This is a genomic window from Aeromonas sp. WP2-W18-CRE-05, from assembly GCF_014168615.1.
GTDB lineage: Bacteria > Pseudomonadota > Gammaproteobacteria > Enterobacterales > Aeromonadaceae > Aeromonas > Aeromonas caviae.
In genome coordinates this window covers 1,838,519-1,863,998 of sequence record NZ_AP021917.1, presented here as the reverse complement: position 1 = coordinate 1,863,998, position 25,480 = coordinate 1,838,519, and the positions used below count along the sequence as shown (strand labels likewise).

At 55.8% G+C, this 25,480-nt stretch carries 20 protein-coding genes and 2 pseudogenes; 12 read left to right on the top strand and 10 right to left on the bottom strand.

Annotated features, from left to right (window positions below; genetic code table 11):
- Positions 1–6: 6 nt before the first annotated feature.
- The 7 genes from H7R73_RS08890 to H7R73_RS08860 all read right to left on the bottom strand — a co-directional run bounded on the left by H7R73_RS08890 (position 7) and on the right by H7R73_RS08860 (position 8,065).
- On the bottom strand, positions 7–1,746 hold the full coding sequence (locus H7R73_RS08890; protein WP_182951668.1) for a relaxase/mobilization nuclease domain-containing protein: 1,740 nt from the start codon (positions 1,744–1,746) through the stop codon (positions 7–9).
- Between the two features lie 244 nt (positions 1,747–1,990).
- A complete protein-coding gene (locus H7R73_RS08885) occupies positions 1,991–2,752 on the bottom strand; it encodes a lytic transglycosylase domain-containing protein (RefSeq protein WP_103243960.1) in 762 nt (253 codons plus the stop codon).
- Positions 2,753–2,755: 3 nt separating this feature from the next.
- The gene (locus H7R73_RS08880; RefSeq protein ID WP_103243959.1) at positions 2,756–3,103 is read right to left on the bottom strand and encodes a DUF736 domain-containing protein; all 348 of its coding nucleotides are present in this window, start codon (positions 3,101–3,103) and stop codon (positions 2,756–2,758) included.
- Between the two features lie 46 nt (positions 3,104–3,149).
- Positions 3,150–3,695 carry a S26 family signal peptidase gene (locus H7R73_RS08875; RefSeq protein WP_103243958.1) on the bottom strand — a complete coding sequence of 182 codons (546 nt, stop codon included), beginning with the start codon at positions 3,693–3,695 and terminating at the stop codon, positions 3,150–3,152.
- A gap of 175 nt (positions 3,696–3,870) precedes the next feature.
- Positions 3,871–4,902 carry an IS630-like element ISAhy2 family transposase gene (locus H7R73_RS08870; protein ID WP_001809438.1) on the bottom strand — a complete coding sequence of 344 codons (1,032 nt, stop codon included), beginning with the start codon at positions 4,900–4,902 and terminating at the stop codon, positions 3,871–3,873.
- A gap of 227 nt (positions 4,903–5,129) precedes the next feature.
- A complete protein-coding gene (locus H7R73_RS08865) occupies positions 5,130–6,707 on the bottom strand; it encodes a methyl-accepting chemotaxis protein (RefSeq protein WP_103243957.1) in 1,578 nt (525 codons plus the stop codon).
- Positions 6,708–6,790: 83 nt separating this feature from the next.
- Complete coding sequence (locus H7R73_RS08860) at positions 6,791–8,065, bottom strand: IS4-like element ISApu2 family transposase (RefSeq protein ID WP_011191341.1); 1,275 nt, start codon at positions 8,063–8,065, stop codon at positions 6,791–6,793.
- Positions 8,066–8,221: 156 nt separating this feature from the next.
- On the opposite strand from H7R73_RS08860, the gene H7R73_RS08855 reads away from it, so the two are divergent.
- The 4 genes and pseudogenes from H7R73_RS08855 to H7R73_RS08840 form a co-directional block, all read left to right on the top strand.
- Positions 8,222–8,593: a hypothetical protein gene (locus H7R73_RS08855; protein ID WP_004099020.1), complete on the top strand. Its 372-nt coding sequence runs from the start codon at positions 8,222–8,224 to the stop codon at positions 8,591–8,593.
- A gap of 317 nt (positions 8,594–8,910) precedes the next feature.
- A pseudogene (locus H7R73_RS08850) lies at positions 8,911–9,240 on the top strand (IS4 family transposase); the annotation flags it as partial.
- 103 nt (positions 9,241–9,343) lie between these two features.
- The gene (locus H7R73_RS08845) at positions 9,344–10,765 is read left to right on the top strand and encodes an IS66-like element ISKpn15 family transposase (protein WP_043155065.1); all 1,422 of its coding nucleotides are present in this window, start codon (positions 9,344–9,346) and stop codon (positions 10,763–10,765) included.
- Positions 10,762–11,721 (top strand): annotated as a pseudogene (locus tag H7R73_RS08840) (IS4-like element ISApu1 family transposase); the annotation flags it as partial. The gene H7R73_RS08845 and the pseudogene H7R73_RS08840, both read left to right, overlap by 4 nt.
- Here H7R73_RS08840 and H7R73_RS08835 read toward each other — a convergent pair.
- On the bottom strand, positions 11,704–13,125 hold the full coding sequence (locus tag H7R73_RS08835) for an IS66-like element ISKpn15 family transposase (protein ID WP_043155065.1): 1,422 nt from the start codon (positions 13,123–13,125) through the stop codon (positions 11,704–11,706). The pseudogene H7R73_RS08840 and the gene H7R73_RS08835 overlap by 18 nt on opposite strands.
- A 287-nt stretch (positions 13,126–13,412) precedes the next feature.
- On the opposite strand from H7R73_RS08835, the gene H7R73_RS08830 reads away from it, so the two are divergent.
- A complete protein-coding gene (locus H7R73_RS08830) occupies positions 13,413–16,298 on the top strand; it encodes an SIR2 family protein (protein WP_182951667.1) in 2,886 nt (961 codons plus the stop codon).
- 220 nt (positions 16,299–16,518) lie between these two features.
- Here H7R73_RS08830 and H7R73_RS08825 read toward each other — a convergent pair whose 3' ends face one another.
- On the bottom strand, positions 16,519–17,559 hold the full coding sequence (locus H7R73_RS08825) for an IS481-like element ISAs19 family transposase (RefSeq protein WP_101613896.1): 1,041 nt from the start codon (positions 17,557–17,559) through the stop codon (positions 16,519–16,521).
- Between the two features lie 188 nt (positions 17,560–17,747).
- The gene (gene cysS / locus H7R73_RS08820; RefSeq protein WP_103260359.1) at positions 17,748–19,124 is read right to left on the bottom strand and encodes a cysteine--tRNA ligase; all 1,377 of its coding nucleotides are present in this window, start codon (positions 19,122–19,124) and stop codon (positions 17,748–17,750) included.
- 191 nt (positions 19,125–19,315) lie between these two features.
- On the opposite strand from cysS, the gene H7R73_RS08815 reads away from it, so the two are divergent.
- The 7 genes from H7R73_RS08815 (at position 19,316) to H7R73_RS24385 (ending at position 25,281) form a co-directional block, all read left to right on the top strand.
- Complete coding sequence (locus H7R73_RS08815; RefSeq protein WP_010675220.1) at positions 19,316–19,813, top strand: peptidylprolyl isomerase; 498 nt, start codon at positions 19,316–19,318, stop codon at positions 19,811–19,813.
- Positions 19,803–20,489, top strand: coding sequence for a DUF4269 domain-containing protein (locus H7R73_RS08810; RefSeq protein ID WP_103260360.1), 687 nt, complete (start codon positions 19,803–19,805; stop codon positions 20,487–20,489). The genes H7R73_RS08815 and H7R73_RS08810 overlap by 11 nt, the downstream gene beginning before the upstream one ends.
- A gap of 13 nt (positions 20,490–20,502) precedes the next feature.
- The gene (lpxH, locus tag H7R73_RS08805) at positions 20,503–21,228 is read left to right on the top strand and encodes a UDP-2,3-diacylglucosamine diphosphatase (RefSeq protein ID WP_103260361.1); all 726 of its coding nucleotides are present in this window, start codon (positions 20,503–20,505) and stop codon (positions 21,226–21,228) included.
- Positions 21,229–21,356: 128 nt separating this feature from the next.
- On the top strand, positions 21,357–21,605 hold the full coding sequence (locus H7R73_RS08800; RefSeq protein WP_010675223.1) for a GlsB/YeaQ/YmgE family stress response membrane protein: 249 nt from the start codon (positions 21,357–21,359) through the stop codon (positions 21,603–21,605).
- 157 nt (positions 21,606–21,762) lie between these two features.
- Positions 21,763–22,398, top strand: a complete 636-nt coding sequence (gene acuR / locus H7R73_RS08795; RefSeq protein ID WP_103260362.1) for an acrylate utilization transcriptional regulator AcuR — start codon at positions 21,763–21,765, stop codon at positions 22,396–22,398.
- A gap of 52 nt (positions 22,399–22,450) precedes the next feature.
- Positions 22,451–23,434 carry an acrylyl-CoA reductase (NADPH) gene (gene acuI / locus H7R73_RS08790; RefSeq protein ID WP_103260363.1) on the top strand — a complete coding sequence of 328 codons (984 nt, stop codon included), beginning with the start codon at positions 22,451–22,453 and terminating at the stop codon, positions 23,432–23,434.
- A 557-nt stretch (positions 23,435–23,991) separates the two neighbouring features.
- On the top strand, positions 23,992–25,281 hold the full coding sequence (locus tag H7R73_RS24385; protein ID WP_103260364.1) for a methyl-accepting chemotaxis protein: 1,290 nt from the start codon (positions 23,992–23,994) through the stop codon (positions 25,279–25,281).
- Positions 25,282–25,480 lie beyond the last annotated feature (199 nt).

Below are 25,480 nucleotides of genomic sequence, written 5' to 3'. Positions count from 1 at the left end.
ATTGGGCTACATGCCGAGGCCGCGATTGCGGCCGAAGCTCCAGTCGACGCCACCGGCGCCGCGCGACACGCCGGAGACGTGCTGACCGATCTGACGCTCGATCGACGGCGACCAGGGCACGAGCTGGAAGCCGAGGCCGTCGTCGATCATGGCGAAGCGGCCCGACGCGAGCGCAAAGCGCTGGCGATAGGTGCCGGCCACATATTCGCCCGCCGCGGCCTTCGAGAATTGCCGACCGGTCTCGGCCGCAAGCTTCTCGCCAAGGGCGTCGACCTCGCGCTGGCGCAGCGTGTCGATCAGCCCGGGGGAGAAACTGACACCGCGCGTCTGCCGCTCGGCAAGGCCCTGACCAACGAGGTGCTCGGCCCGCCTGTCCATCGCGTGACGAACCTCCGCGCCGAATTCGCCGCCGCCGAGCGCGACGGGATCGCGGGCGATCGCCTGCCGGTCGAGCCAGGTGGCGCCGGTCGCATGGACCTGCCGCTCGATTTCGAGATCGGAGCGGACGGCGAGCGCGACGCGCCTGCGCCCCTGCGCGTCGTCAAATTTGCGCAGCTCCACGATCGAGCCCGGCGCGCTGTCGCCAGCGGCGTCGAGGTCGGGCAGCTTGATGTGATGGGTGCGTCCGTCGGTGCCGTCGACCACGGCATAGGCGGTGCCCTTCAACTCGTCGTCGAGACCACGGTCGACCAGCCGGCCGATGACCGGATCGTCGAGGCTCTCACCGGCAAGCACGTAGCTGGCCGCGCCGCGCTGGATGCCGCGCTCGGTCAGGCCACGGTGAATGCGCTTGATGATGTCGCCACGCTCGCCCAGCTCCCGCAGCGTCGCCTCGGCATTCTCGGACACGACCCATTGTCCGGGGCCGACCTGATCGGCGAGGCCGAGGGTCTCCAGCTTGCGGAGGCGGCCGACCTTCATCGCATGGAATTCGTCGGGCTGGCGGTCAGGGAGCGGGGCGAGATCGACGACGCCGGTGCGATAGCTGTCGCGGGCAAGCTGGCGGTCAAGATTGGTCCAGCGCTCCGCGTCGATCTGCCGTTCGAGATTGCGGCGGATCTCGTGATCGGTGCGCGGCCCCAGCTCCTGGGTGACGAGGTCCTGCGCGCGGGCGCGCATGCCTTCCTTGATATAGTCGCGCGAGATGACGAGGTCCTGACCGTCATCGGTGCGCCCGCGCAGGATGATATGGACATGTGGATTATCCGTGTTCCAGTGATCGACGCCGACCCAGTCGAGCTTGGTGCCGAGGTCTGTCTCCATCTGCCCCATCAGCTCGCGGGCGAAAGTCTTGAGGTCGGACATCTCGGTCGCGTCCTCAGGTGAGACGATGAAGCGGAAGTGATGTCGGTCGTCCTGAGTGCGCTCGGCGAAAGCCTTGGCGTCGGCCGCCTCCGTCTCCGGCCCGAACAACTTCGCCTTCTCCCCATCCCGGGTGACGCCTTCGCGCTGCAGATAGCTGAGGTGGGCGTTGAGCGGCGCCGAGCGAGCGGTGTGCCGGACGACGCGCGTCTTGATCACGGTGTTGCGCGATCGGTTGGTGAGCAGTCGATTGGCCTGGACGGTCGCTCGCTGGCCGCGCCCGAAACGCGAGCGGTTGCCCGAGCTGATCTTGCCGGAGCGCGAGACCCTGCCGCCGGCACGCTGGGCGGCGGCGAGGGCCTGGGCGATGAAGGGCCGCGTTTGCTGTGCGCGGGTGGAGCGGATACGGCCTGGCCGGATGCGGAAGTCGTCCTCGCCGCTCATGGCCGAGGCTCCGCACATCGCGCAAACGCGCGGAAATCCCTCGCGAAATGGCGAATGCGCAGGCTGCGTCGATCAGGCGCACCTCGCGCCAATTCGCCATAAGTCTCTGAAAACACACGACCGCACCAAGCCGCACATCGCGCGCTTTTATCTCGCCATCGTGCGGTTGTGTTGCCTGCTCTCCGTCCTCGGACCGCCATCCCTGCGCCAGAGCACGCCATTCCACGAAATGCCGCGAACACCGTCATCGCGGCCCCCGATCGGCGTTTCGGGCGACAAACAGGCCTGCGGATTGCGGAGCGATGGCTGTGACATCGCGCACCGGAATGGCGGCCGGAGTGTCCTCGGAAGCGCCATTGTTGGACGTCGGAACGGCGGTCGTCGCGTGTTCGGACTGCGCGATGAAGAGCGGAGACCGCGTCCAGGCGTTGGGATCGGCTGCCGCGACCGTAACGGGAGCAAGCGCGTCTGCGCCGCCGATGACGGGTGCGAGCGCGGCGACATAGGCGCGAGTTTCGGCCGGCAAAGGACGGCCGGCGAGATACTCTTCATAGCGGCCGGGACCAGCATTATAGGCCGCGAGAAACCCCGGCGAACCGTAGCGGTCGTGCATCTCGCGCAGATACGCAGTGCCCGCCAGAATGTTGTCGCGTGGATCGTAAGGATTCGCGCCGAGCCGGTGACGGACGCGCAGATCGGCCCATGTGGCGGGCATGACCTGCTTCAGTCCCATCGCGCCGGCCGACGAGATCGCCCGCACGTCGCCAGCGCTTTCGATGCGCATGACGGCACGAATCCAGTGCTCTGGAACGCCGAACCGTTGCGCTGCCTCGGTGATGAATGTGGCGTAGGAATCGGCGCGAGAGGGCCCCTCGACCGACACCGTCTGCGCAGTCGCGGTGGCGCAAAGCGGCGCGGAAAGCAGGAGGCCGGAAAGGAGAAGGAGGGCTGTGCGCCGGGCGGCGTTGGACCGCCCGACGACAGCTTTGAGGTGCGGAGCCGACATCGCTCAGTCCCGCTCGGCCCGCTTGGGCGGGCGGTTCCAGTGCAGGCCCCAGGCGGACTTGTCGTCGGCCGACTGGAAGAGGTTGGCGCGGATCGGATGCCCGAAGGTCGGATCATCGATCTGAAGCGAAACGTAGTCGCCGGCCTTCTCGCCGGTGCGCTTCCAGCCGGCGCCGATCTCCGCGCCGGTTTCGTTGTTCATGCTGTCGAGCACATGGACGCGGAAGTCGGGCGCGTTCTCGGCATCGGACGGTTCGGCCGGAACGATGATGATGTCCTGGTGCAGTGACAGCGTCGTCAGGTGGCCGACGAAGCCATCATTTTCGCGCGTGAATTGACCGATCACGGACATGGGTCGTCTCCTTCAGATTGCGGTGGACAAGGTCATGGGCGTGCCGTCACCGCGTCGGCGCGCGCCAGACGAAGCGGCCATCGCCGTCCTCGTCGGTGTAGAGGGGTGTGGCCCGGCCGATGACCGAGTTGGCGGGGAGAGGCCCGAAATAGCGGCCGTCGAGGCTGTCGCGGACCTGCCAGTTCATCAGGAACAGTTCGCCGTCCGCGACCATGCGGCAGCCCTGCCAGATCGGCAGCGAGCGACCGCGACGATCGCGGTCCAGCGCATCGCCCATCGGCACGGCATCGACCGTGATGGCGAGCCCGGTTCTGCACACACGTTGCCCGGGAAGCGCAGCAACGTGCTTCATCAGCGGAACGCCGCGCGGCAGATATCCGCCATCCGAAAGGAAGGTGGCGAGCGGCTCTGGCGCGCGCACGGCGACCAGATCCGTCACGTCGACCCGGCCGGGTTCGCCGATCGCATACAGACCGATCGGCGTGCTGGCCGAGGCATTCCAGACCAGCTTTGGTGCGAATGACGCGATCGACGTGATGCCGAGCAGCGATACGGCGGCAGTCGTCGCGAAGGCATAGCCGAGGCGGGTCATGCGTCAATCTCCCGGCGCAGGAGGAAGGCGCGATGCTGCTGCATGTCATAGGCGCGGGGCGCTTCACCGACCGTCAGACGGTTGTGGGGGAACCGCAGAATTCGGAAAAAATCGTACGCTAAGCTAACGGTGTTCTCGTGACAGCTCTTTGACTAAATAACTGATCCCAATAGTGCTACACCTTCGCTGTGCCATAGCCATTCCCCGGGAAAGGAGACACGGTATCCATGAAGTGTTTCACTCGGGCCAGCAGGTTTGCCATCCCTCTGCATTGATGATTGCGCGTGATGGTTTCATGTAACTTGTGCCATAGCCGTTCTATGTGATTAACCCAAGGGCTGTAAACTGGCTGGAACACCAGGCAGAACTTGGGATTCTTCTTCAACCATCGCTCGGTCTGTTTGCTTTTGTGAATGATGTAGTTATCGAGGATCAACGTGATGGTTTTGGCTCGTCGGTAGTGGTGGCGCAGCTTTTCCAGCATGGCAATAAACAGCGATGAGTTTTTCTTGATCCCGCTGACGTAAAGTACCCTTCCGTTGCCTGCGTGGAGAACGCCTGCCAGATAATGCTTGGCATTCTGCCCCGGTGTGACAACCCGCTTTTGCTGCGCTCTGAACATCCAGTCGGCTCCTAATTTGGGATTGAGGTCTATATCGACTTCATCCTCATAAAACACCGGATTATCGGCATCACAGCGGGCCAGCGCGGCGTCGATATTCGCCATTTTTTCCTGATAGGCTGGGTCTTTTATCCGCAAGGTCGGCACGGGCCTGCGCCAGACAATGCCCATACGAGGTAACCATCGGCGGAGCGTGGAGGCTGCCACATTTAGCCCTGTTAACCGATTGATTTTTATAGCCAATAGTTCAGTACACCAACGGCTGCGCTGATAACCAAAATCTTGCGGAGAAAACTGCATGAGCAGCACCAGTAAGGTGACAATCTTGGCGATAGGTAAGACTGGGGCACGGCCAGCCGGTAAGGCTTCTAGCGCATCTATGCCTTCATCTCGATACCACCGAAGCCAACGACCGATGGTCGAGCGCGCAGCGCCGGTAAGGTGATGAACATCGGTGATCGTGCGTCCTTCATGTAACAGCAAGATGGCCATCAAGCGACGAGCATGTCCTTTATCACGGGTGGCATGGATGATTTTGTGAATGCGGCGCCGTTGTGGTCGTGGCAGAGGTGGTAGGATAGGCATCAACTCAGTCCTTTGGGTGTGGCTTGTTTTGTTTAGCGACTAATCAGATCGCACAAACTGGACTGAGTTCCCTTCCTCCGGTGATCTACTATTCGGAACAGCTATTTAGGCTTTCTAAGGCCATTCTGATAGCCCTGACTTCCTGAAAAGCCATGGCTAAAATTTGTGCGGCTAAAAGGGATAACCGATGGTAAAGTAAGTTATCCCTGTCGAGATACTGAAAAGCGTTATCCTCGTTTTTCCCAAAACTGTTTTGCCAGTTCGCTCAGAGCGCTAGTTAACTGAGCGACAGATTTCGCACTTTGCAAATTATTCTGCCCGGTCTGTACATTGGTATCAGCAGCATCGCGTATATTGATAATACTGCGGTTTATGTCTTCACTTACTGCTCCCTGCTGCTCGACCGCAGTCGCTATTTGCGCGTTCATGTCGGTAATTTCGTTAACGCGTTGGCCAATTCCATCAAGAGCTGTAGCTGCTTCCTCTGCGTGAGCTACACTCGTGTGCGCTTGCCGACTACTTTGCTCCATGACTGTAACAGCGGATTGCGCTCGCTCTTGTAGAGCGCTGATCATGCTTTGAATATCCGTTGTCGATTGCTGTGTGCGAGCAGCAAGACTGCGAACCTCATCGGCGACAACAGCAAAACCACGCCCCTGCTCACCAGCACGTGCGGCCTCAATTGCTGCGTTGAGTGCCAACAAATTCGTTTGCTCGGCGATCCCTCGTATAACGTCAAGAACTTTTGATATCTCGTTACTTTGACCTTCAAGCTCATGAATAACCTGAGCGGCTTGCCTAATTTCACCTTCAAGGGCAGTGATTGACTGGCTTGTGTAGGCTACCAGACGCTGGCCAGATGCCGTCTCAGTGTCTGCTCTTCCGGCCGCATCTGCAGCATGCTGTGCATTGCTCGCAACCTCTTGAATGCTTGCCACCATTTGGTTTACTGCCGTTGCTATTTGATCTGTCTCTGCCTGCTGCTCAACTGTAAGTACATTGCTTGACTCAATATCCTTTAGTAGGCCTCGGGTGTGTTCGCTAAGCCGATTTGATGCATCACCTATGCGACCTACTATGGCGCCTGTTTCAGCTTGCATCATTCGTAAAGCAAACTCTATTTGGCCAAACTCATCGGTGCGCCCAGTGTAGAGGGATTGACTTAATGGGTTATTGGAAATATTCCTGGCTCTTTCAACCAGTCTTCCAAGAGGAGAGAGAATAGCCAAAACACTAACAGAGCTTAAGCTTCCTGACATTAAAGTGGCTAACAATAAGCTGCTTATTGATGTATCAGTAAGCATGCCGGCAGCCATTGCGCTTGATATAATACTACCCCATATGAGCAAGAGTATTTTCACGGAAAAGCTAGCAGCCAATTTCGGCCTCGCGGCCTTCCCGCTTCTCAATTGAGCATATAATTTTTCCGCAGCCAAAACCTGCTCAGGTTCAGGCTTGGTCCTTACAGACTGGTATTCAACAATCGAACCATTCTTAGCTATTGGCGTTACATAAGCACTTACCCAATAGTGGTCGCCATTTTTACAGCGATTTTTTACTAGCCCCATCCATGAGCGGCCAGATTTTAATGTACTCCACATATGCTCAAATGCAGCAGGCGGCATATCTGGGTGTCTTACGATGTTGTGAGGCTGGCCTAATAGTTCTTCCTCAGTGAAACCACTGATTTTAATGAAGTCAGGATTAACGTACGTGATATGGCTTTGAGGGGAGGTAGTCGAAAGAATATTGGCATCTTTTGGGAGTTCTAAGTTTCGACCCGTCACTGGTAAATTCTGGCGCATAAGAACCTCAAGGGTTGGCTGTTTTATTTTATTGTTTTCGGCATTAAGCCCAATTTCTTGAGCGTTACGACATGTACAGAACCTTAAGCGGCAAGCGAATTAATAATACCGTCTAACGTGTTGTTTTGCTTGGATTTTCTCTGCCTACTCTTTTTGCCGTTTTTGGATAAATACACCATTGCCCACTCCAACTTCTCTGTTATTTCCTGCCACGCACCATGGATGATGCTCGCCAATATCGGCATTAACCAAAGCGCGCTGTTTTTGGCAATCTTCAGCATCGATAACTCCGCGCTGCCAATCAGCGTCAGCGCCAGCCGACGTTTGACCAGCAAGGCCAGCAAACTAGCCCAGATCAAGCCTTCCGCTATCGCTTTTTGTCGTGTCGCGAACGCCTTCAACCGGTTATGTGATTTCAGCTCTTTGAACAACAGTTCGATCTGCCAACGGCAACGATACAATGCCATCACCTTCTCGGCTGGCCATCGCTCACGCGGAAGATTGGTCATCCATATACAGAACCGTTTTTCCTCTGCAAACCAACGTCTTATGAGTCGATATTTATACTTTCCCGAACTCACATCCAGATCCAGAACCTCGGCTCTGCAGCTTCTCCGATCGATATCCTTGAGCTTTTTTCCGAGTAACTTGGGCATTTCCCTGCCGTCCTGTCGGTAAGCTGCCTGTACTTTGGGATTGAGATTTTGACTCCCTCTGACCAGATAGCTTCCTTTGGCTTTGGTCACATCAGCAAAGTACTCGCGGCTGATGTAACCGGCATCCGCCAATAACAGTTTGTTATTTAACGAATTTGCGGCCGGAAGATGCTTGCGCTCCGATTCGGTATCCGCCGTGATACTCATCGATATCGGCGACTGGTCCAGCAAGGACATGGTCATATGACACTCTACCGCAGCGGGGCTGTGCTTATTGAATCGGCCCGGGAAATGTTCTGCCAATTGCGGATGTAACGCGAATGACGACCCGTCCTGCAGCAGTACCTGCTCAAAGCCTGCCAGTCCGTGGGCGTCCGGTAGACACTCCTTGAGGCGTAAGGCGATGGCTCGTTCAACCAGTGCGCGCATGAACAAGGGAAAACCCTGCTTGCGTAACTGGTTGTGAAAGGGTTTATACGCTATTTGGTCAGTATCATGGAGCTGCAACGCATTGAAATGGCGATGCAAACCAGCAATACCATCCACCTTGTCGCAACCAAGCCCTGAGAGCAGAGCCGGGAGTAGTCTCGCAGGCTGGATATCCCGGAGTCGCTGACAAAAACCGGTAAATTTACCGATCCGGTTGAGTTCAGAAGAGCTAAGAAGTTGCTTGAGGTACTGGGTTGCATTGATAATAGTCATGGCTTCGGGCGTGTCGGTTTTTTTTTGCGATTAAATCAGATCACAAACGAAGCCTTTTTTCTATCTATTTCAATTGGTTGTAGCTAAAGATCCTGTACATGACAGGTCACTGCAGCGGCCAAACTGTTGCCACATCTCAGTTCAGGAGGAAACGCAATGACTCAGGAAAGGATCCAGACCCGCTACCCACTCGGCGGCCCCTTCGCCACCCAGGCTGAGCTGGAGCAGGCCATCACCCAGGCCATAACGACCCACAGACAAGATTTCTTCCCTCTGCTGGAACGGCTGGTGGACGTGGGGGACACCCGGGTCAACCTCAGTCAGGAGAACCCGCTGCGGGTGCTCAGCATCGAACTCGCTGACGGCCGTGAAGGAGTGGCCCATATCAACTACGAGTCCAACTTCGCCGAGAGCTGCCTGATTATCAACGAATACGACCAGCACCAGACCAGCCTGGCCTTTCGCCTCGACGGGGATGCACTTATCTTCGACGTCGAACTGCCGATCGCGTGGAATTTCAATAACTGAAGATTCAGCGGTGTAATGCCGCCTGGTTGCTACACCCGGTCAGCCAGCTCCCCTCACCCTAACCCTCTCCCAAAGGGAGAGGGGATCAGCCCGTGCCAACCTCCAGCCGTGGTAGTCACTCCATACTCTGCTGTTATTTCAGGCGCCTGTAATCTTCCCCATATGGCTGTCATCTGAATAGCAATATCCAGCATATAGCCACCATAACCCTCACTCATGTACAGGATCTTTAGCGGCAACCAATTGAAATAGATATAAAAAAGGCTTCGTTTGTGATCTGATTTTATCGCCAAACAAAATCAACACGCGCGAAGCCTATGACTATTATCAACGCTAATTACTATCTGGAGCAACTCTTGGCTCCCGCCGCACTCGAGCGCATTGCTCGGCTCTGCAAGTTTTGTCTGCGTCAGCGTGCCATTACCCCAGCCATGCTCGTACCTGCACTGCTGCGGGCCATGGGAGGCGACCAGGTCAATGACATTGCCGGTTTACACCGCCATTTCAATGCCTTGCAACTGGTAAACACCCATCAGGTTTCTTACAAACCGTTTCACAATCAGCTGCGCAAAGAGAGCTTTGCCCTGTTTATGAAAGCCCTGGTCGAGCGGGCCATCGCCTTGCGTATCGACCATCAACTCAAAGCGTAAGTATTCACCGGAACAGTATTGACACAGGAAAAATGAGACGATCGTCTCTTGATCCCACTTTCCTGCTTGCTTGATCCTGCTCCTTAGATACGCTCCCCCCATGAGCAAAAACACCATGCATTCCGCGGGAATGCCCACCACTCTGGAGCAGGCCAACGAGCTGATTTATAAGCTCCTCGACCGCATCGCCGAGCTGGAGGACCGCCTCAATCAGCACAGCGGCAACTCCTCCAAGCCGCCTTCCAGCGACGGCCCCGGTGCACCGCCGCCGGCCCGCAAGCGTCCGGCGTCCGGCAAGCAACGGGGGGCGCAGCCCGGTCACAAGGGACATCGCCGCGAGCGGCATCCGCTTGATGCCCGCCTGACCCTGGTCCCGCATTACCCTGCCGCCGATTGCGCTTGCTGTGGCGGGGACATGGTGGCCCATGCCAAACCCTATCAGGTTCATCAGGTGTTCGAGCTGCCCGAGGTGAGCTATCTCGTCACCGAACACCAACTGTATCGTGCGACCTGCTCACGGTGTATCGGCACGACCCAGGCCGCACTGCCAGACAACGTCAGCAGCAGCCAGATGGGGGCCAATCTGCTCAGCTACATCGCGCTGCAAAGCGGCCAGTTTCACCAGAGCGTCAGCCAGATACAGCAGCAGCTCAAACAGCATTTCGGCCTGAGTTTTAGCCGGGGCGCCATCAGTGAGGCGCAGGGGCGGGTGAGTGCCATGCTCACCCCGACCTACCAGGCCATCAAGCAGCAGGTGCAGACGGCCACCCACGTTCATGCCGATGAGACCCGGCATCAGCGGGGTGGAGAGCGCCGCTGGATGTGGCTGGCGCTGAGCAAGATAGCCGTCTGCTTCATGACGGCCTATGGCCGTGGTCAGGAGGCGGCCAAGCGGCTGCTGGGCGCCGAGTTTGACGGGGTGCTGGTGACCGACCAGTACGCCGGCTACCGGTTTATCGACGCCGACCAGCGGCAACTGTGCTGGGCCCACGTGGCCCGCAATCTCGCGGCCATCGCCGAGAGTAGCGAGCAGTGCAACCAGCCCATCGGTGCCCGGTTGGTCTTGCTGGCGGATGCGGTGTTTCGTACCCGGCACCGTTGGGAAAGCGGTGCGTTGAGCAAGCAGAAATACCTGCGCAGGCTCGCGCGTTACCGGCAAAGCTGGCGAAGCCAGTTGGAGCGCGGCGCCCTGTTGTGCAGCAAACGCTACCGTGGACGATGCCAGTTGCTGCTGCGGGATGACGAGATGCTGTGGCGGTTTATGACTGACGACGAAATAGCGCTGACCAACAACGAGGCGGAGCGGGCGCTGCGTGGCTATGTGCTCTGGCGCAAGGGTAGCTACGGCGTGTGGTCTCACCGGGGCGAGCTGTTTCGCCAGCGCATCCTGTCGTTGGTGGAGACCGGCAAGCGATTGGGCCGCTGCCCACAGGAGTGGTTGAGGGCCGTGGTCAGGGCGTGCATCGAGAAGACAGATTATCCCATCCCGGCAGAACTGATGCCGTCAACCCCGTCCTGGTGAATAGATACCTCAAAGCAGCCTCCCTCGGCGCGTTCAAGCAGGTGTTACTGCACGATGGCACCTCCTTTGCGGTGCATCGGCGCCTTGCTGCTGATTTTCCCGGCCGGTTCAAGACCATCAGTCCGGCAGCTATCGAGTGCCATATGACCATGTCACTGTCGGAGCAGAGCCCGTTGTGCATGAGTGTGTCTGCCGATACCGCAGGGGAACGGCAATTTCTGCCTGAAGCCCACACGCTGACCAACTGCCTGCTGCTGGCTGACGCAGGTTACATTGACAGGGCTTGGTTTGAGCAGGTGAACGACGCTGGCGGATTTTATCTGGTGCGCGGCACGAAAAGCCTGAACCCCAAGATAATCCAAGCCTGGCGCGGTGATGGACGGGAAGTACCCAAGCTGGCGGGACTATCTCTGAGAGAGGCCGGACGGCGACGCTGTCGGGCCGAGGTACTGGATATGGTGGTGAAGTCCGGCCAGGTCGAGTACCGGTTGATCCGGCGCTGGTTTGCTGAGGAAAAGCGGTTCTGTCTGTGGATGACGAACCTACCGCGAGCAGCATGGTCAGCAGAGCAGGTGATGAGCCTGTATCGCTGCCGTTGGCAGGTGGAGTTGTTATTTAAAGAGTGGAAATCGCACAACCGGCTCAAGGGGTTTGTGACGGGCGAGAAAGCGATTGCCGAGGGGTTGGTGTGGACGAGCCTGCTGTCGCTGGTGATGAAGAGACGGGTCGCGCAGAGTGTGATGAGTGGGGCGCTATCGATGCTGAAAGCGTCGAAGAACAGTGCGACGTGGTGGCTACCGCTATTGGAAGCAGTGGCCCATAGGGCGCTGACAGAAATAAGGGAAAGATTGGAATGGGCTGCCGATTATTTGGCCAAGAACGCCTGCCGAACCAAGCAGAGAAAGTCGATACAGAACAGGACCTTGGAAGGTATCTATTCACCAGGACGGGGTTGACGGCATCAGTTCTGCCGGGATGGGATAATCTGTCTTCTCGATGCACGCCCTGACCACGGCCCTCAACCACTCCTGTGGGCAGCGGCCCAATCGCTTGCCGGTCTCCACCAACGACAGGATGCGCTGGCGAAACAGCTCGCCCCGGTGAGACCACACGCCGTAGCTACCCTTGCGCCAGAGCACATAGCCACGCAGCGCCCGCTCCGCCTCGTTGTTGGTCAGCGCTATTTCGTCGTCAGTCATAAACCGCCACAGCATCTCGTCATCCCGCAGCAGCAACTGGCATCGTCCACGGTAGCGTTTGCTGCACAACAGGGCGCCGCGCTCCAACTGGCTTCGCCAGCTTTGCCGGTAACGCGCGAGCCTGCGCAGGTATTTCTGCTTGCTCAACGCACCGCTTTCCCAACGGTGCCGGGTACGAAACACCGCATCCGCCAGCAAGACCAACCGGGCACCGATGGGCTGGTTGCACTGCTCGCTACTCTCGGCGATGGCCGCGAGATTGCGGGCCACGTGGGCCCAGCACAGTTGCCGCTGGTCGGCGTCGATAAACCGGTAGCCGGCGTACTGGTCGGTCACCAGCACCCCGTCAAACTCGGCGCCCAGCAGCCGCTTGGCCGCCTCCTGACCACGGCCATAGGCCGTCATGAAGCAGACGGCTATCTTGCTCAGCGCCAGCCACATCCAGCGGCGCTCTCCACCCCGCTGATGCCGGGTCTCATCGGCATGAACGTGGGTGGCCGTCTGCACCTGCTGCTTGATGGCCTGGTAGGTCGGGGTGAGCATGGCACTCACCCGCCCCTGCGCCTCACTGATGGCGCCCCGGCTAAAACTCAGGCCGAAATGCTGTTTGAGCTGCTGCTGTATCTGGCTGACGCTCTGGTGAAACTGGCCGCTTTGCAGCGCGATGTAGCTGAGCAGATTGGCCCCCATCTGGCTGCTGCTGACGTTGTCTGGCAGTGCGGCCTGGGTCGTGCCGATACACCGTGAGCAGGTCGCACGATACAGTTGGTGTTCGGTGACGAGATAGCTCACCTCGGGCAGCTCGAACACCTGATGAACCTGATAGGGTTTGGCATGGGCCACCATGTCCCCGCCACAGCAAGCGCAATCGGCGGCAGGGTAATGCGGGACCAGGGTCAGGCGGGCATCAAGCGGATGCCGCTCGCGGCGATGTCCCTTGTGACCGGGCTGCGCCCCCCGTTGCTTGCCGGACGCCGGACGCTTGCGGGCCGGCGGCGGTGCACCGGGGCCGTCGCTGGAAGGCGGCTTGGAGGAGTTGCCGCTGTGCTGATTGAGGCGGTCCTCCAGCTCGGCGATGCGGTCGAGGAGCTTATAAATCAGCTCGTTGGCCTGCTCCAGAGTGGTGGGCATTCCCGCGGAATGCATGGTGTTTTTGCTCATGGGGGGAGCGTATCTAAGGAGCAGGATCAAGCAAGCAGGAAAGTGGGATCAAGAGACGATCGTCTCATTTTTCCTGTGTCAATACTGTTCCGGTGAATACTTACCTTGGAAGGCGTTTTAAATGGACTCGCCGCTTAAGGTCCTGTACATGAATGCCGTATAACGCATAACTTTTAAGGTAAATAAACACGCGATCTAATTAACACGTTCTAGAATATGTGAGCAATGGATAACAAGCCAAGCCACTTTCGCCTCATACATCATAAATAAATATGGAATTAATAAACATGGATGCCAATATCCCATACGCACTGCAACTTGCAATTAAAAACAATAAAATACTACTATTCATTGGTGCAGGTGTATCCAAAATTTCTGGACTTCCACTTTGGAAAGAAATCATTATGGATGCACTAAGAAATCCGTCGATAGAGAAAGGGGAAAAATATCGCTTAGCTCTTGAGGAGAAACTATTCTCTGAACTGGAAGTATTAGATAAAGTCAAAAAGAAAAACATCAAAGACATTTATGAGGAGTTTGAAAAAGCAACAAAAAAGGTTATTGACAATCCACTTTATCAAAAACTTTCTATGATAAGCAGGAAAATAGTAACGACAAACTATGACTCCTTGATTGAGCACAACACCAACATTGAAGTCATTGACCCATCGAGTGATTTTAAATTATCAAAGCTAGATCACTTAGAAGAATTCATATTGAAAATACATGGCAGTTGTAATGCTATAGACCACGCAATAATATTCTCATCCGATTACAATGCGTTATATAAAGAAAGTAACGGACTAGCAAAATTCCAACTTCAAAAAATAATCTCATCACATTCATGTCTATTTATAGGTTTTAGTTTAAGTGACCCATACGTGACAGATTTATTTGACGATTTAGACAGCATGTATAATGGCATGGGATGTGAGCACTTTGTTATATCCACCGAACATATAAATCATAAATTTGTTGATACAATAAAAATTGATAACTTTGATGAGATACCTAGCCTAATAGAAAAATTAGTGGAAATAAAATCTCTAGAGTCATCAGATAGCATCTTAGATAGCGATGTTTCAAACTCTACTCAGGAAATAATAAGTTCAGATCGAGAAATAACATTGCATGGACAAGATACTCCGCCTAAAGTCGAATTTTGGGCAGGGAGATATGATGAGCTAAAAGCTCTCAACCTTCCATACAAAGTCGTTTTTATTACTGGTATCGGAGGTCAAGGGAAATCTGCTTTAGCTTCAAAGTTTTTATCTGAATCAGATAGAAGTTTGTATACTTACTGTGATTGGCGTGACTTCAAAGAGGAGGAGTTAAATCTCCAAACAAAATTATATTCACTTATAGAACTTGTCTCTAAAGGGAAGATTGAACACAACGATATAATTGGGTTAGATACCGAGTCTCTAGTAAACCATTTCTTCCAGCAACTTAATGAACAGCGTGGAATCTTTGTTTTTGATAACATAGATAAATATATAGACTTAGAAAAATTCACGCCAAGTGGAGACATGAAACTATTCTTTGAAAAAGCAATAAAAAATCAACACAATTCAAAGTTTATTTTCACTTGTCGTCCATTTATTCATTATGCAGGTGTAGGTTCACATCAAGTCAGATTAGAAGGCCTTAAAATTGATGACGTAAAAGATTTAATAAAAAAGTACCATAATCAAGTAACAAATGTAGAAATTGAAAACACAGCAATCCGCCTACATAATTGTACACAAGGTCATCCTCTATGGATGGGCTTAATACTCGCACAGTCCAGACTTAATTTCAGCAGCATTAATGATCTTCTAAGAAAAATAGAAGGGAAGGGAATATCTGAATCTGACGCTAACTTTTCAAGTATTCTGTCAGCAACAGTCCTCGAAAACTTGTGGGATTGTTTAAAGGAAAAAGAGCGCATAATATTAAGAACGCTATCAATATGTAACGTTTCAGAATCCGAAGAAGACCTGTCAAAGATAGTAGAAAGAAAAATAAATTACAATCAATATAAGAAAGCTATTCGGGCATTAAAATCTCTGAATTTAATTATATCAAAAGAGAGTGAGGGGTATATTGAACTGCACCCTCTAGTACGAGAGTTTATCAAGGGGAAATATGACAAAAAAGAACAAGAAAGCTATATGTCCTTATACGTTAATTATTTGAATGGCTTTATTTTGCTAATTAAGAAAAAATTTGGAAGAGTTCTTCCCTCTGAAGACATAGAACTTATATCAAAGAAAATTGAAGTTCTTATAAATGCAGATAGAATCAATGATTCCATAACAGAACTCCGATTGGTTTGTGAAAGCTTCTTTATCTCTGGGTATTGTGAGGAATATCTCAGACTATCTGACCTTGCCCTCGATAAAATCACATGGTCTCATCATAAAATAAATCAAATCCAAGGGTTTATGGATTTTATTGATTCATTCTTTACTCGTTCGATTGAATTCGGGAAAGATGAACTTTTTAACAAGCATATGGATAGGTTTACACAAACATTTATAACTCCTGACAAAACAATGATACTAGCAAAATCAGCACTTTGTCATAAAAATTGGATTAACGCCAACTACACAGAAGCCATTAGATATGGAAAAAGTGCATCTGATTTAATTGATGTTTTAGGCGAAAATGATGTGTGGTTTGGAAAGCATAGGTATCACTTAGCTTTACGCGACTCCAAACTAAGAGCAAATCTTGACATTGCGATTAAATTTTTTTGCGGCGATAAAAGCTTAGAGCAAATGTGTTCACGTGAGATTGATAACAACATATTACCTTCATCTTACGGTAATGTAGGAAGATGCTTGTTTTATTTAAACAAGATAGAGGAATCTGTTCATCTGTACTGCAAATCATTTAAAATGTTTTCCTCTGAAAGTCAAAGTTATTTTGGTAAACATAATTTAGGTTATGCATCAAAATGGCTTTCAGAGGTCTTACAATTCCAAAACAATGCTATAGGCTCTTTATACTTCTTATTAAATGCGAGGAATTCCTGGAAAGATGACCTCCCTGGAGAGGCAAATAAAATAGACCAAAAGATATCTGACATGTCTCTCAGTACTGCATCCCAGTCTGTTATTAGCCTGGAGACATGGCAAGTTGACAAGTATTGTTCAGATTGGGTTGACTTATATTTATCGCAACAGTGAACAAAAGATGATCACTATATATTAAAGTCTAAACATATATTTTTATGCTGAATTTATCTATATATAATCGATGAAGTATCCTTCCATTACGTCATAAGTATGACTATGTGTATGAGAATTATATTATTATTAACAACATTACAAAATAACAATAAAGATGTTTACACTACTTGTACAGATCTAGTTATCACCTGACACCGGCCTCAAACCGGTGTCTTGTTTACGCTACTTTAGTGCGCACTTCCTTCGGTATCAATTTCAGACCCTTTTTGAACATGCTGTAGGGGGTTTGACCCTCCATCATCCTGCCCTGATGTGGCCGCTGGGTGTTGTAGTGATCCAGATAGCTGTCCAGGTCTGTCTGCATCTGCTCCACTGATTCATACCAGGTCGTCCTCCCCTTGATACGGAAGTGTTCATCCAGCAGGGTGCGATGTAGCCGCTCGATAAAGCCGTTGCTCTGCGGCCTGCGTACCTTGGTGGTCCGGTGCGCAATCCCCTCCAGTTGCAGGAACAGCTCGTAGGGGTGATGGTCAGGGCGCCCGCAGAACTCGCGCCCGTTGTCCGACAGGATGGTATAGACCCGCGCCTCGTGAGCCTCGAAGAACGGCAGGACCGTTTCGTTGAGCACATGGACCGAGGTCACCGGCAGCTTGCTGGTGTAGAGCCGTCCCCAGGCGTGGCGGCTGTAGCAGTCCAGTACGGTTTGCAGATACACCTTGCCCACCCCCTTGAGTGCGCCGACGAAGAAGGTGTCGACCGCCACCAGTTCCCCGGTGTAGTGAACCTCAATTTGGCGTTCGCGAAACTCGGGGCTGAAGCGCTCGAGCAGGCGGATCTGCTCGTCATTGAGCTCAATCGTCTGTTCCCTGTGGGTTTTCTCGAGGCGCAACAAGCGGTCATGCTTGGAGAGCAAGTCGTGCCGTTGCCATACGCCACGCACACCGCCCGCACTGACGTTGATGCCTTGCAGAGCCAGTTCTTGCGCGACCCGCAGCGGGCCATGGGTTGGTCTGGTGAGAGAGTAATCGAGGATGGCCTGTTCAATCTCGGGAGCGACCCGGTTGGGATGAGCGCCTTTACAGCCGGGGAGTTTGTCGAGCAAGCCCTCGGCGCCATAGGTCTGATAGTTACGGCGAATTTCGTAGAACTGCTGACGGCTGTAGCCGATGAGCTTGCAGGCTTTGCTGACGTTATTGAGCTCTTTGGCGAGCTCTAGCAGGCTGAGTTTACGACGTGCTACTTTCTCGTTGGTGGTCATACGGTGACTCCGGATAACACGGTAGGGGTACCGTTTTGTTATCCGGTTTGAAGCCGTATGACCACTCCCTTTTGTGGGCAACTGTCAGGTGAATACCATCTCCATACACACTACTAAATAAAAAAACCGCAGCCTCGGCTGCGGTTTTTTATTGGCTCAACCGGTTGGCGCCAGCAGCGCCACCGGCCTTAGGCTCGGCGCCAGCTGGTTTTGCCGGCGCTGTCTTCCAGCACGATGCCCATCTCGGTGAGACGGTTACGGGCGGCATCCGCCGCGGCCCAGTTCTTGTCGGCGCGGGCCTGATTGCGCTCGGCGATCAGGCGCTCGATTTCGGCGACCTCTTCGTCCGCCTCAATACCCTTCAAGAAGGCGTCCGGATCCTGTTGCAGGATACCGAGCACGGCGCCCAGTTCGCGCAGGCGGGCACCGAGACCGGCGGCGACAGCGATGTCTTCGGCCTTCTGGCGGTTGATCTCGCGCACCAGATCGAACAGGGCGGAGTAGGCTTCCGGGGTGTTGAAGTCATCGTCCATCGCTTCCTTGAAGCGAGCCACCTGCTCGTCACCACCGGCAGCAGCGGCCAGCGGCAGATCGCGCAGGGCGGTGTACATGCGCTCCAGGGCGGCGCGGGCCTGCTTGAGGTTGTCTTCCGAGTAGTTGAGCTGGCTGCGGTAGTGACCGGACATCAGGAAGTAACGGACGGTTTCGGCGTCATAATGGGCCAGCACGTCACGGATGGTGAAGAAGTTGCCAAGGGATTTGGACATCTTCTCTTTATCCACCATCACCATGCCGCTGTGCATCCAGGTGTTGACGTAGTCGCCACCGTGGGCGCAGCAGGACTGGGCAATCTCGTTCTCGTGGTGGGGGAACTGCAGATCGGAGCCGCCGCCGTGGATGTCGAAGTGGTTGCCAAGGTGCTTGGAGTTCATGGCGGAGCACTCGATGTGCCAGCCAGGACGGCCCGGGCCCCAGGGGCTGTCCCAGGTCGGCTCGCCGGGCTTGGACATCTTCCACAGCACGAAGTCGAGCGGATTGCGCTTGGCATCCACCACGTCAACCCGGGCGCCGGCCTGCAGCTGCTCCAGATCCTGGCCCGAGAGCTTGCCGTAGTCGGCGTAGGACTCGACGATGAACATCACATCGCCGTTGTCCGCCACGTAGGCGTGCCCTTTTTCCAGCAGAGTTTCAACCAGGGCGATGATCTCGCCGATGTGCTGGGTGGCGCGGGGTTCGATGTCCGGACGCACCATGCCGAGGGCGTCGAAATCCTGGTGCATGTCGCCGATGAGGCGCTCGGTGAGATCGTCACAGGTCACGTGCGTTTCGGCGGCGCGCTTGATGATCTTGTCGTCCACGTCGGTGACGTTGCGCACATAGGTGAGGTCGTATCCTGCATAACGCAGGTAGCGAGCGACGACGTCGAAGGCGACGAAGGTACGGCCATGGCCGATATGACAGTGATCATAGATAGTGACGCCACACACATACATGCCCACCTTGCCCGGGTGGATAGGTTTGAATTCTTCTTTTTGACGAGTGAGTGTGTTGTATATCTTCAGCATCTTATGACCACTGCCTGTGAGTAAAATGGCCTGCCATTCTAACCGCATCCGGTATAGAAAACGAGGCAGAAAAAGCCCCCTCTCCCCCCTGCCATCTATGCCGCAGGGCCTTGATGGGCTAGAATTGCCACCACTTTATGCCATACACCTGCGGGCACCTTGCTGCCCGCGTCAAAATGAAAGGACAACTCATGGTTACTCTGCACACCAACCACGGCGACATCACCCTGACCCTGAACGCGGAAAAAGCCCCGGAGACCGTGGCCAACTTCCTGCAATACTGCCGTGACGGTCACTACGACAACACCATCTTCCACCGCGTCATCGACGGCTTCATGATCCAGGGCGGCGGCTATGCCCCGGGCTTCGAAGAGAAAGAGACCCGCGCTCCCATCAAGAACGAGGCGGCCAACGGTCTGTCCAACAAGGTCGGCACCATCGCCATGGCCCGCACCATGGAGCCGCACTCCGCCAGCGCCCAGTTCTTCATCAACGTGAACAACAACGACTTCCTGGACTTCAAGTCCGCCACCACCCAGGGCTTCGGCTACTGCGTGTTCGGTGAAGTGACCGCCGGCATGGACGTGGTCAACAAGATCAAGGGCGTGAAGACCGGCAACTACGGTCGCATGCACCAGGACGTTCCGACCGAAGACGTCGTCATCACCAAGGTGACCCTTGCCGAGTAATCCCTGCCGGCCAGGCTCTGATACCACTGCGGCCCCGGCCGCAGTTTTTCCATCTGCCGCCCCCAACTGGCGCCGCCTCGACTATCTGGCCCAGGGCAACGCACGTCAGTGCTCGGCCCACGCCCTGCTGAGCGGCGGCCTGTGGGATGAGCTTGGCCCCCTGTGCAACGATCTGGCCCTGGTGAGCACGATCGCCATCGGGCTGGATAGGCCCGGCAGCGATCTCGACATCCTCTGCCAGCATCCGGACCCGGCCTTCCTTGCCGCGACACTGGCAGCACAAGGCTGGCAGGTGCGAAGCAAGGGCGAGCAGGTCTGGATCGCCGAGCAGCGACGCCACGGGCCAGATGGCCAGTGCTGGCCAGTCGAGCTCTACCTCACCCCTGATCCCCTCGAGATGTGTCATGGCTGGCGCCACCTCAGCCTGATGGCCGCCCTGCTTGAGCGCTTTGGCGCCCCCTTCCACCGGGAAGTGCTGCGCCTGCGTGTTGATGAAGGGCTCAAGGGGGAAGCGGCCATGTGCCGCCTGCTGGGTCTGTCCGGCGACCCTTACGAGGCGTTGCTGACCCTGGAGGGCGTCAACCTTGCGGGGCTCTGCTGCCCTTCCCTCCCCCACCCGCTCGACGAGCAAGGTCACAGGCCTTGTCCGCACCCAGGCGGGACTCTCTTACCATGATGCCCAGGAACTCATGAGCACCCTCTTTATCAGTGACATTCACCTCAGCCAAGGCAGGCCCGACATGACGGCGGCCCTGGTGCGCTTTCTGGCCGAAGACGCGCCCGGGGCCGACGCCCTCTATGTGCTGGGGGATCTGTTCGAATTCTGGATTGGGGACGACGACCCCAACCCGCTCCACCGCGAGGTGGCCGATGCCTTTCTCGCCCTGAGCCAGCAAGGGGTGCCCCTCTATTTCATTCACGGCAACCGCGACTTCCTCTTGGGGCGCCAATTTGCCAAACGGGCCGGCATGACCCTGCTCGGCGACCCCTGCGTCATCGAGCTGTACGGCGAGCGGGTGCTGCTGAGCCACGGGGATCTGCTCTGCACCCGGGATGAGGGCTACCAGAAGTTTCGCCGCATCACACAACAGAAGTGGCTACGCTGGCTCTTCCTGCGCCTGCCGCTCTCGCGCCGCCAGGCCATCGCCCACAAGATGCGCGGCCAGAGCCAGATGGAGAATGCCCAGAAGAGCCAGATCATCATGGACGTGACTCCGGAGGCGGTGGACGACATGCTGCGCCAGCACGGCTGCCGCCTGATGATCCACGGCCACACCCACAGGCCCGCCATCCACGACTTCACCCTGGATGGGCGTGCGGCGCGGCGCATCGTGCTGGGAGACTGGTTCGAGCAGGGGTCGGTGCTGGTCTGCTCCCCCGCCGGGCAGCGCCTCGACACCCGCGAGCTCGGCTGAGGCCCTCTGCCTGCCATGGTCAGGAGCGAGTCTCATATGACCGTTCCTGACTCACGCCGTGCTGCGGCGGGATACAAACTGGATCCCTGCATATACTCTGGTTCTCTGCACACAACGAGGAGATGACCATGGGATTTCTTACTTGGGTGGTACTGGGGCTGATCGTCGGCATCCTGGCCAAATGGATCATGCCAGGCAAGGATGGCGGCGGTTTCTTCATGACGGTGATCCTGGGGGTAGTCGGTGCCATGGTGGGGGGCTATGTCAGCACCCTACTCGGGATGGGAACGGTCACCGGCTTCAACCTGCCGAGCATCATCATCGCCACCGTTGGCGCCCTGATCGTGCTGTTTGTCTACAACAAGCTGCGCAGCTGAGACGCAGCCAAACATCGATGCGAGGGCGCCACTGGCGCCCTCGCTGTTTTCAGCCCCGCTGGCGCCAGCATGTCTCGACTACCCGATCTCATCCACTCGTTTCGTCCGTTCGATGCCGCGCTTGCATCATTTCTAGTTGAGGCGTCTAATAAGCCCCATGCAAGCCAATGACCCCCTACCCCGCCGCCCTCGCGGCCGCCCTGCCCAGCACGGGCACACCTATGCCGACACCCGGGATCTGTTGATCCGCCGGGGCATGGAGCTGCTGACCGAGCAGGGCATCGCCGCCACCTCCATCGAGCGGGTGTTGCAGTCGACCGGGATCCCCAAGGGCTCCTTCTATCACTACTTCGCCACCAAGCACGACTTCACCCTGGCGGTCATGGATGCCTATCATCACTACTTCTGCCGCAAGCTGACGCGCTATCTGGAGGATGAGAGCCTGCCCCCCCTGGCCCGCCTTGTCGCCTTCGTCGACAGCGCCTGCCGGGGCATGACCCGTTATGGGTTCCAGCGGGGCTGTCTCGTGGGTAACCTGGGTCAGGAGGTGGTGCAACTGCCCCCCGCGCTGCGCCTGCGCCTCGAGCAGATCCTCCTCGACTGGGAGGCGCTGCTCGCCCGCTGCCTGAGGGATGCGGTGACGGCGGGGGAGCTGCCCCCTGATTGTGACTGCCCTGCCCTCGCCCATCAGTTCTGGATCGGCTGGGAAGGGGCCGTACTGCGCGCACGCTTGGTGGGCGATACCGAGCCCATGCTCTCTTTTCTCAGTTTTTTCATGAAGTTAGCAAAGTGATTTTTTTACGAAGATTAATAGTCAGTCAGTCCAATTAATGGGAGTAGACAAGATGTTCAACGGTATTCTGATCGAGAAAGACGAGGCGGGTTATCGCGCCAGCTACCAGAGCCTCTCCGAGGAGATGTTGCCTGCCGGGGATGTGACCGTTGCGGTAGAGTGGTCTTCCCTCAACTACAAGGATGGCCTGGCCCTCACCGGCGCCGCCCCCGTGGTACGCCGCTTCCCTCTGATCCCCGGTATCGACTTTGCCGGTACCGTGCTGGAGAGCCAGCATCCCGACTGGCACCCCGGCGACAAGGTGGTGCTCAACGGATGGGGCGTGGGCGAGACCCACAGTGGCGGGCTGGCGGAGCGGGCACGGGTCCGGGGCGACTGGCTGGTTGCCCTGCCTGAGCGCTTCCAGCCCCGGGACGCCATGGCCATCGGCACCGCAGGGTACACCGCCATGCTCTGCGTGATGGCGTTGGAGAAGCACGGCATCACCCCCGGTGACGGTGACATTCTGGTGACGGGCGCCAACGGCGGTGTGGGCAGCGTGGCGATCACCCTCCTGGCCAAGCTGGGCTATCGAGTGGTGGCCGCCACCGGGCGGCTGCACGAGGCCAACTATCTGACGTCCCTCGGCGCCGCCGAGGTGATCGATCGCGCCGAACTGGCCACGCCGGGACGCCCGCTGGGCAAGGAACGCTGGGCCGGCGTCATCGACACCGTCGGCAGCCACACCCTGGCCAATGCCTGCGCCACTACCCGCTACGGCGGCGCCGTGGCTGCCTGCGGTCTCGCGGGAGGGATGGACTTCCCCTCCACCGTCATGCCCTTCATCCTGCGCGGCGTCACCCTCTATGGCATCGACAGCGTGATGGCACCGCGCCCGCTGCGCCAGCAGGCCTGGGCCCGACTGGCCGAGGATCTCGACCTGACCCGCCTCCATCTCCTCACCCGGGAAGTGCCCCTCTCCCAGGTCGTGACCCTGGGGGATGCCTTCCTGGCAGGCCAGGTGCGCGGCCGGATCCTAGTCAATGTCCAGGGGTGATGACTGACGCGATATGAGCCGGCTCGCCTGACCACGTCAGGCGAGCCTCTCCAGGGCATTTCGCAGCCACACGGAACATCACCCCTCCTTCCCATCGTCCATGACAATGGGCAACAGATGCGTTCAAACACTCAAGTGCAGGTTTCCCGGACAGAGGGACCGAGACATCTCTATAGGCAGCACCTTCCCGCTGCGCGCCCTCCCCCATCGATGCAGACAACCGTCACGCCTCACCGACAAGCGCCCTGGATACCCGTATTCGCCGAAATGAGGCCCTGTTCGCCCACGACTGCGAACCATTGTCTTGCCCACTGACAGACCCCCGTTAAACAATCGATGCATCGAACAAATAATTCAGAATAGGAATACGTTTTATTTATCACCGCATATAAAAAGGGCGCATCATCTTGTATTAAACCTGTTTTTTGTATGGAAAAGCCCGAATCAAATGACAGGGGTGCATTACACTCAAAACGACGCTTCATACCCAGAAAGTGTGAAGGGTTCGTCAACGAAGAGATGTCGGATGATTCTATTTTCTTGGCTGGGGTGTACTTATGTTCGACTCGAAACTTAAAAAAGAGCTGGCAGCAGAACGAGAGAGGGCCTTGAAAAGCGAGGCACTGGATCATGCCATGCACGATCATCTTCCCATGATTGAATTCACTACCGATGGTTATATTCTCGATGCCAGCCCGCTTTTTCTTCATTCCGTCGGCTACTCCCTCAATGAGATCGTGCAGCAGCATCACGCCATGTTCTGCATGAAAGAAGATACCGACTCTCCCTCCTATCGGGAATTCTGGCGAGATCTGGCAAATGGGCACAGCCAGCATGGCACCTTCCACCGGGTTGGCAAACAAGGCAAGGAAATATGGCTGGAGGCCACCTATTTCCCCGTCAGCCAGGGCGGAAAAATAATCAAGATCATCAAAATAGCGTCAGATGTGACGGTGCAACATGATCTGCTCATGACTCAAAAAGCAATATTTGAGGCGCTGGATCGCTCCCTTGCCGTCATCGAGTTTGAACCGACTGGTGTTGTTATTTCCGCCAACCGTAATTTCCTGGATACCATGGGCTATCGACTCGATGAAATTAAAGGCCATCAACATCGCATGTTTTGTGATGAGCTGTTTTATCGGGAACATCCCGATTTCTGGCAGGAGCTGGCTCAGGGGACGTTCAAATCGGGGCGCTTTCAGCGATTTGATAAAAAAGGCCATGAAGTCTGGCTGGAGGCAACCTACAACGCTGTGCGGGGCAGCCATGGCAAGGTGATCAAGGTCATCAAGTTTGCCTCCAATATCACCCCGCAGATCAGCAAAGATCAGGCCGTACAACATGTGGCCAAGGTGGCAAATGAAACATCTGTCACAACCAAATCCTCCGCCATCAAAGGAGAGGAGATGTTGACCACCGTCGTCTCCACTTCGGACAATATTGTCAGGCAGATGGAACATGCCAGCACCTTGATGAGCAAGCTCCACGCTCAATCCCAGAATATCACCGCCATCGTATCCACCATCAGCAGCATTGCAGACCAGACCAACCTGCTCGCGCTCAATGCCGCCATCGAAGCGGCGAGAGCCAGCGAACAAGGCAGAGGCTTTGCCGTCGTGGCCGATGAAGTTCGTCAACTGGCGGCAAGAACCTCCCTATCGACCAACGAAATAGCCAATGTCGTCAGCCAGAATCAGCAGCTCACCAGGCAGGTCAGCGAGCAGATCCAGTCCGCAGCAGACGGTGCCATCCACGGGCAAAAGCAGATCGATGACGTTGCAAAAGTGATGGAGGAGATAAGACACGGAGCAGAAGAGGTGTCGACCATCATCTCGGAACTCTAGATAATTCTGGGAAGCACTCAGGAGCCTGCCATCGAGCAGGCTCTTTGATGTTCACACCAGGGTGTCGTAGCTTGGCACGTGCAGATTCAAGAGATGAACCGACTCTTCAGGTCGCTGCCATTCTGGCTGTCAATTAGCTAGTAACAAAAAGGCCACTATTGCTAGTGGCCTTAGTAACTCTTTGATTTTAATGGTGCCT

Excerpts from the sequence above, each read along its gene's own strand:
- H7R73_RS08890 (WP_182951668.1), bottom strand. The coding sequence starts at position 1,746 with ATGAGCGGCGAGGACGACTTCCGCATCCGGCCAGGCCGTATCCGCTCC.
- H7R73_RS08885 (WP_103243960.1), bottom strand. The coding sequence starts at position 2,752 with ATGTCGGCTCCGCACCTCAAAGCTGTCGTCGGGCGGTCCAACGCCGCC.
- H7R73_RS08880 (WP_103243959.1), bottom strand. The coding sequence starts at position 3,103 with ATGTCCGTGATCGGTCAATTCACGCGCGAAAATGATGGCTTCGTCGGC.
- H7R73_RS08875 (WP_103243958.1), bottom strand. The coding sequence starts at position 3,695 with ATGACCCGCCTCGGCTATGCCTTCGCGACGACTGCCGCCGTATCGCTG.
- H7R73_RS08870 (WP_001809438.1), bottom strand. The coding sequence starts at position 4,902 with ATGCCTATCCTACCACCTCTGCCACGACCACAACGGCGCCGCATTCAC.
- H7R73_RS08865 (WP_103243957.1), bottom strand. The coding sequence starts at position 6,707 with ATGCGCCAGAATTTACCAGTGACGGGTCGAAACTTAGAACTCCCAAAA.
- H7R73_RS08860 (WP_011191341.1), bottom strand. The coding sequence starts at position 8,065 with ATGACTATTATCAATGCAACCCAGTACCTCAAGCAACTTCTTAGCTCT.
- H7R73_RS08855 (WP_004099020.1), top strand. The coding sequence starts at position 8,222 with ATGACTCAGGAAAGGATCCAGACCCGCTACCCACTCGGCGGCCCCTTC.
- H7R73_RS08845 (WP_043155065.1), top strand. The coding sequence starts at position 9,344 with ATGAGCAAAAACACCATGCATTCCGCGGGAATGCCCACCACTCTGGAG.
- H7R73_RS08835 (WP_043155065.1), bottom strand. The coding sequence starts at position 13,125 with ATGAGCAAAAACACCATGCATTCCGCGGGAATGCCCACCACTCTGGAG.
- H7R73_RS08830 (WP_182951667.1), top strand. The coding sequence starts at position 13,413 with ATGGATGCCAATATCCCATACGCACTGCAACTTGCAATTAAAAACAAT.
- H7R73_RS08825 (WP_101613896.1), bottom strand. The coding sequence starts at position 17,559 with ATGACCACCAACGAGAAAGTAGCACGTCGTAAACTCAGCCTGCTAGAG.
- cysS (WP_103260359.1), bottom strand. The coding sequence starts at position 19,124 with ATGCTGAAGATATACAACACACTCACTCGTCAAAAAGAAGAATTCAAA.
- H7R73_RS08815 (WP_010675220.1), top strand. The coding sequence starts at position 19,316 with ATGGTTACTCTGCACACCAACCACGGCGACATCACCCTGACCCTGAAC.
- lpxH (WP_103260361.1), top strand. The coding sequence starts at position 20,503 with ATGAGCACCCTCTTTATCAGTGACATTCACCTCAGCCAAGGCAGGCCC.
- H7R73_RS08800 (WP_010675223.1), top strand. The coding sequence starts at position 21,357 with ATGGGATTTCTTACTTGGGTGGTACTGGGGCTGATCGTCGGCATCCTG.
- acuR (WP_103260362.1), top strand. The coding sequence starts at position 21,763 with ATGCAAGCCAATGACCCCCTACCCCGCCGCCCTCGCGGCCGCCCTGCC.
- acuI (WP_103260363.1), top strand. The coding sequence starts at position 22,451 with ATGTTCAACGGTATTCTGATCGAGAAAGACGAGGCGGGTTATCGCGCC.
- H7R73_RS24385 (WP_103260364.1), top strand. The coding sequence starts at position 23,992 with ATGTTCGACTCGAAACTTAAAAAAGAGCTGGCAGCAGAACGAGAGAGG.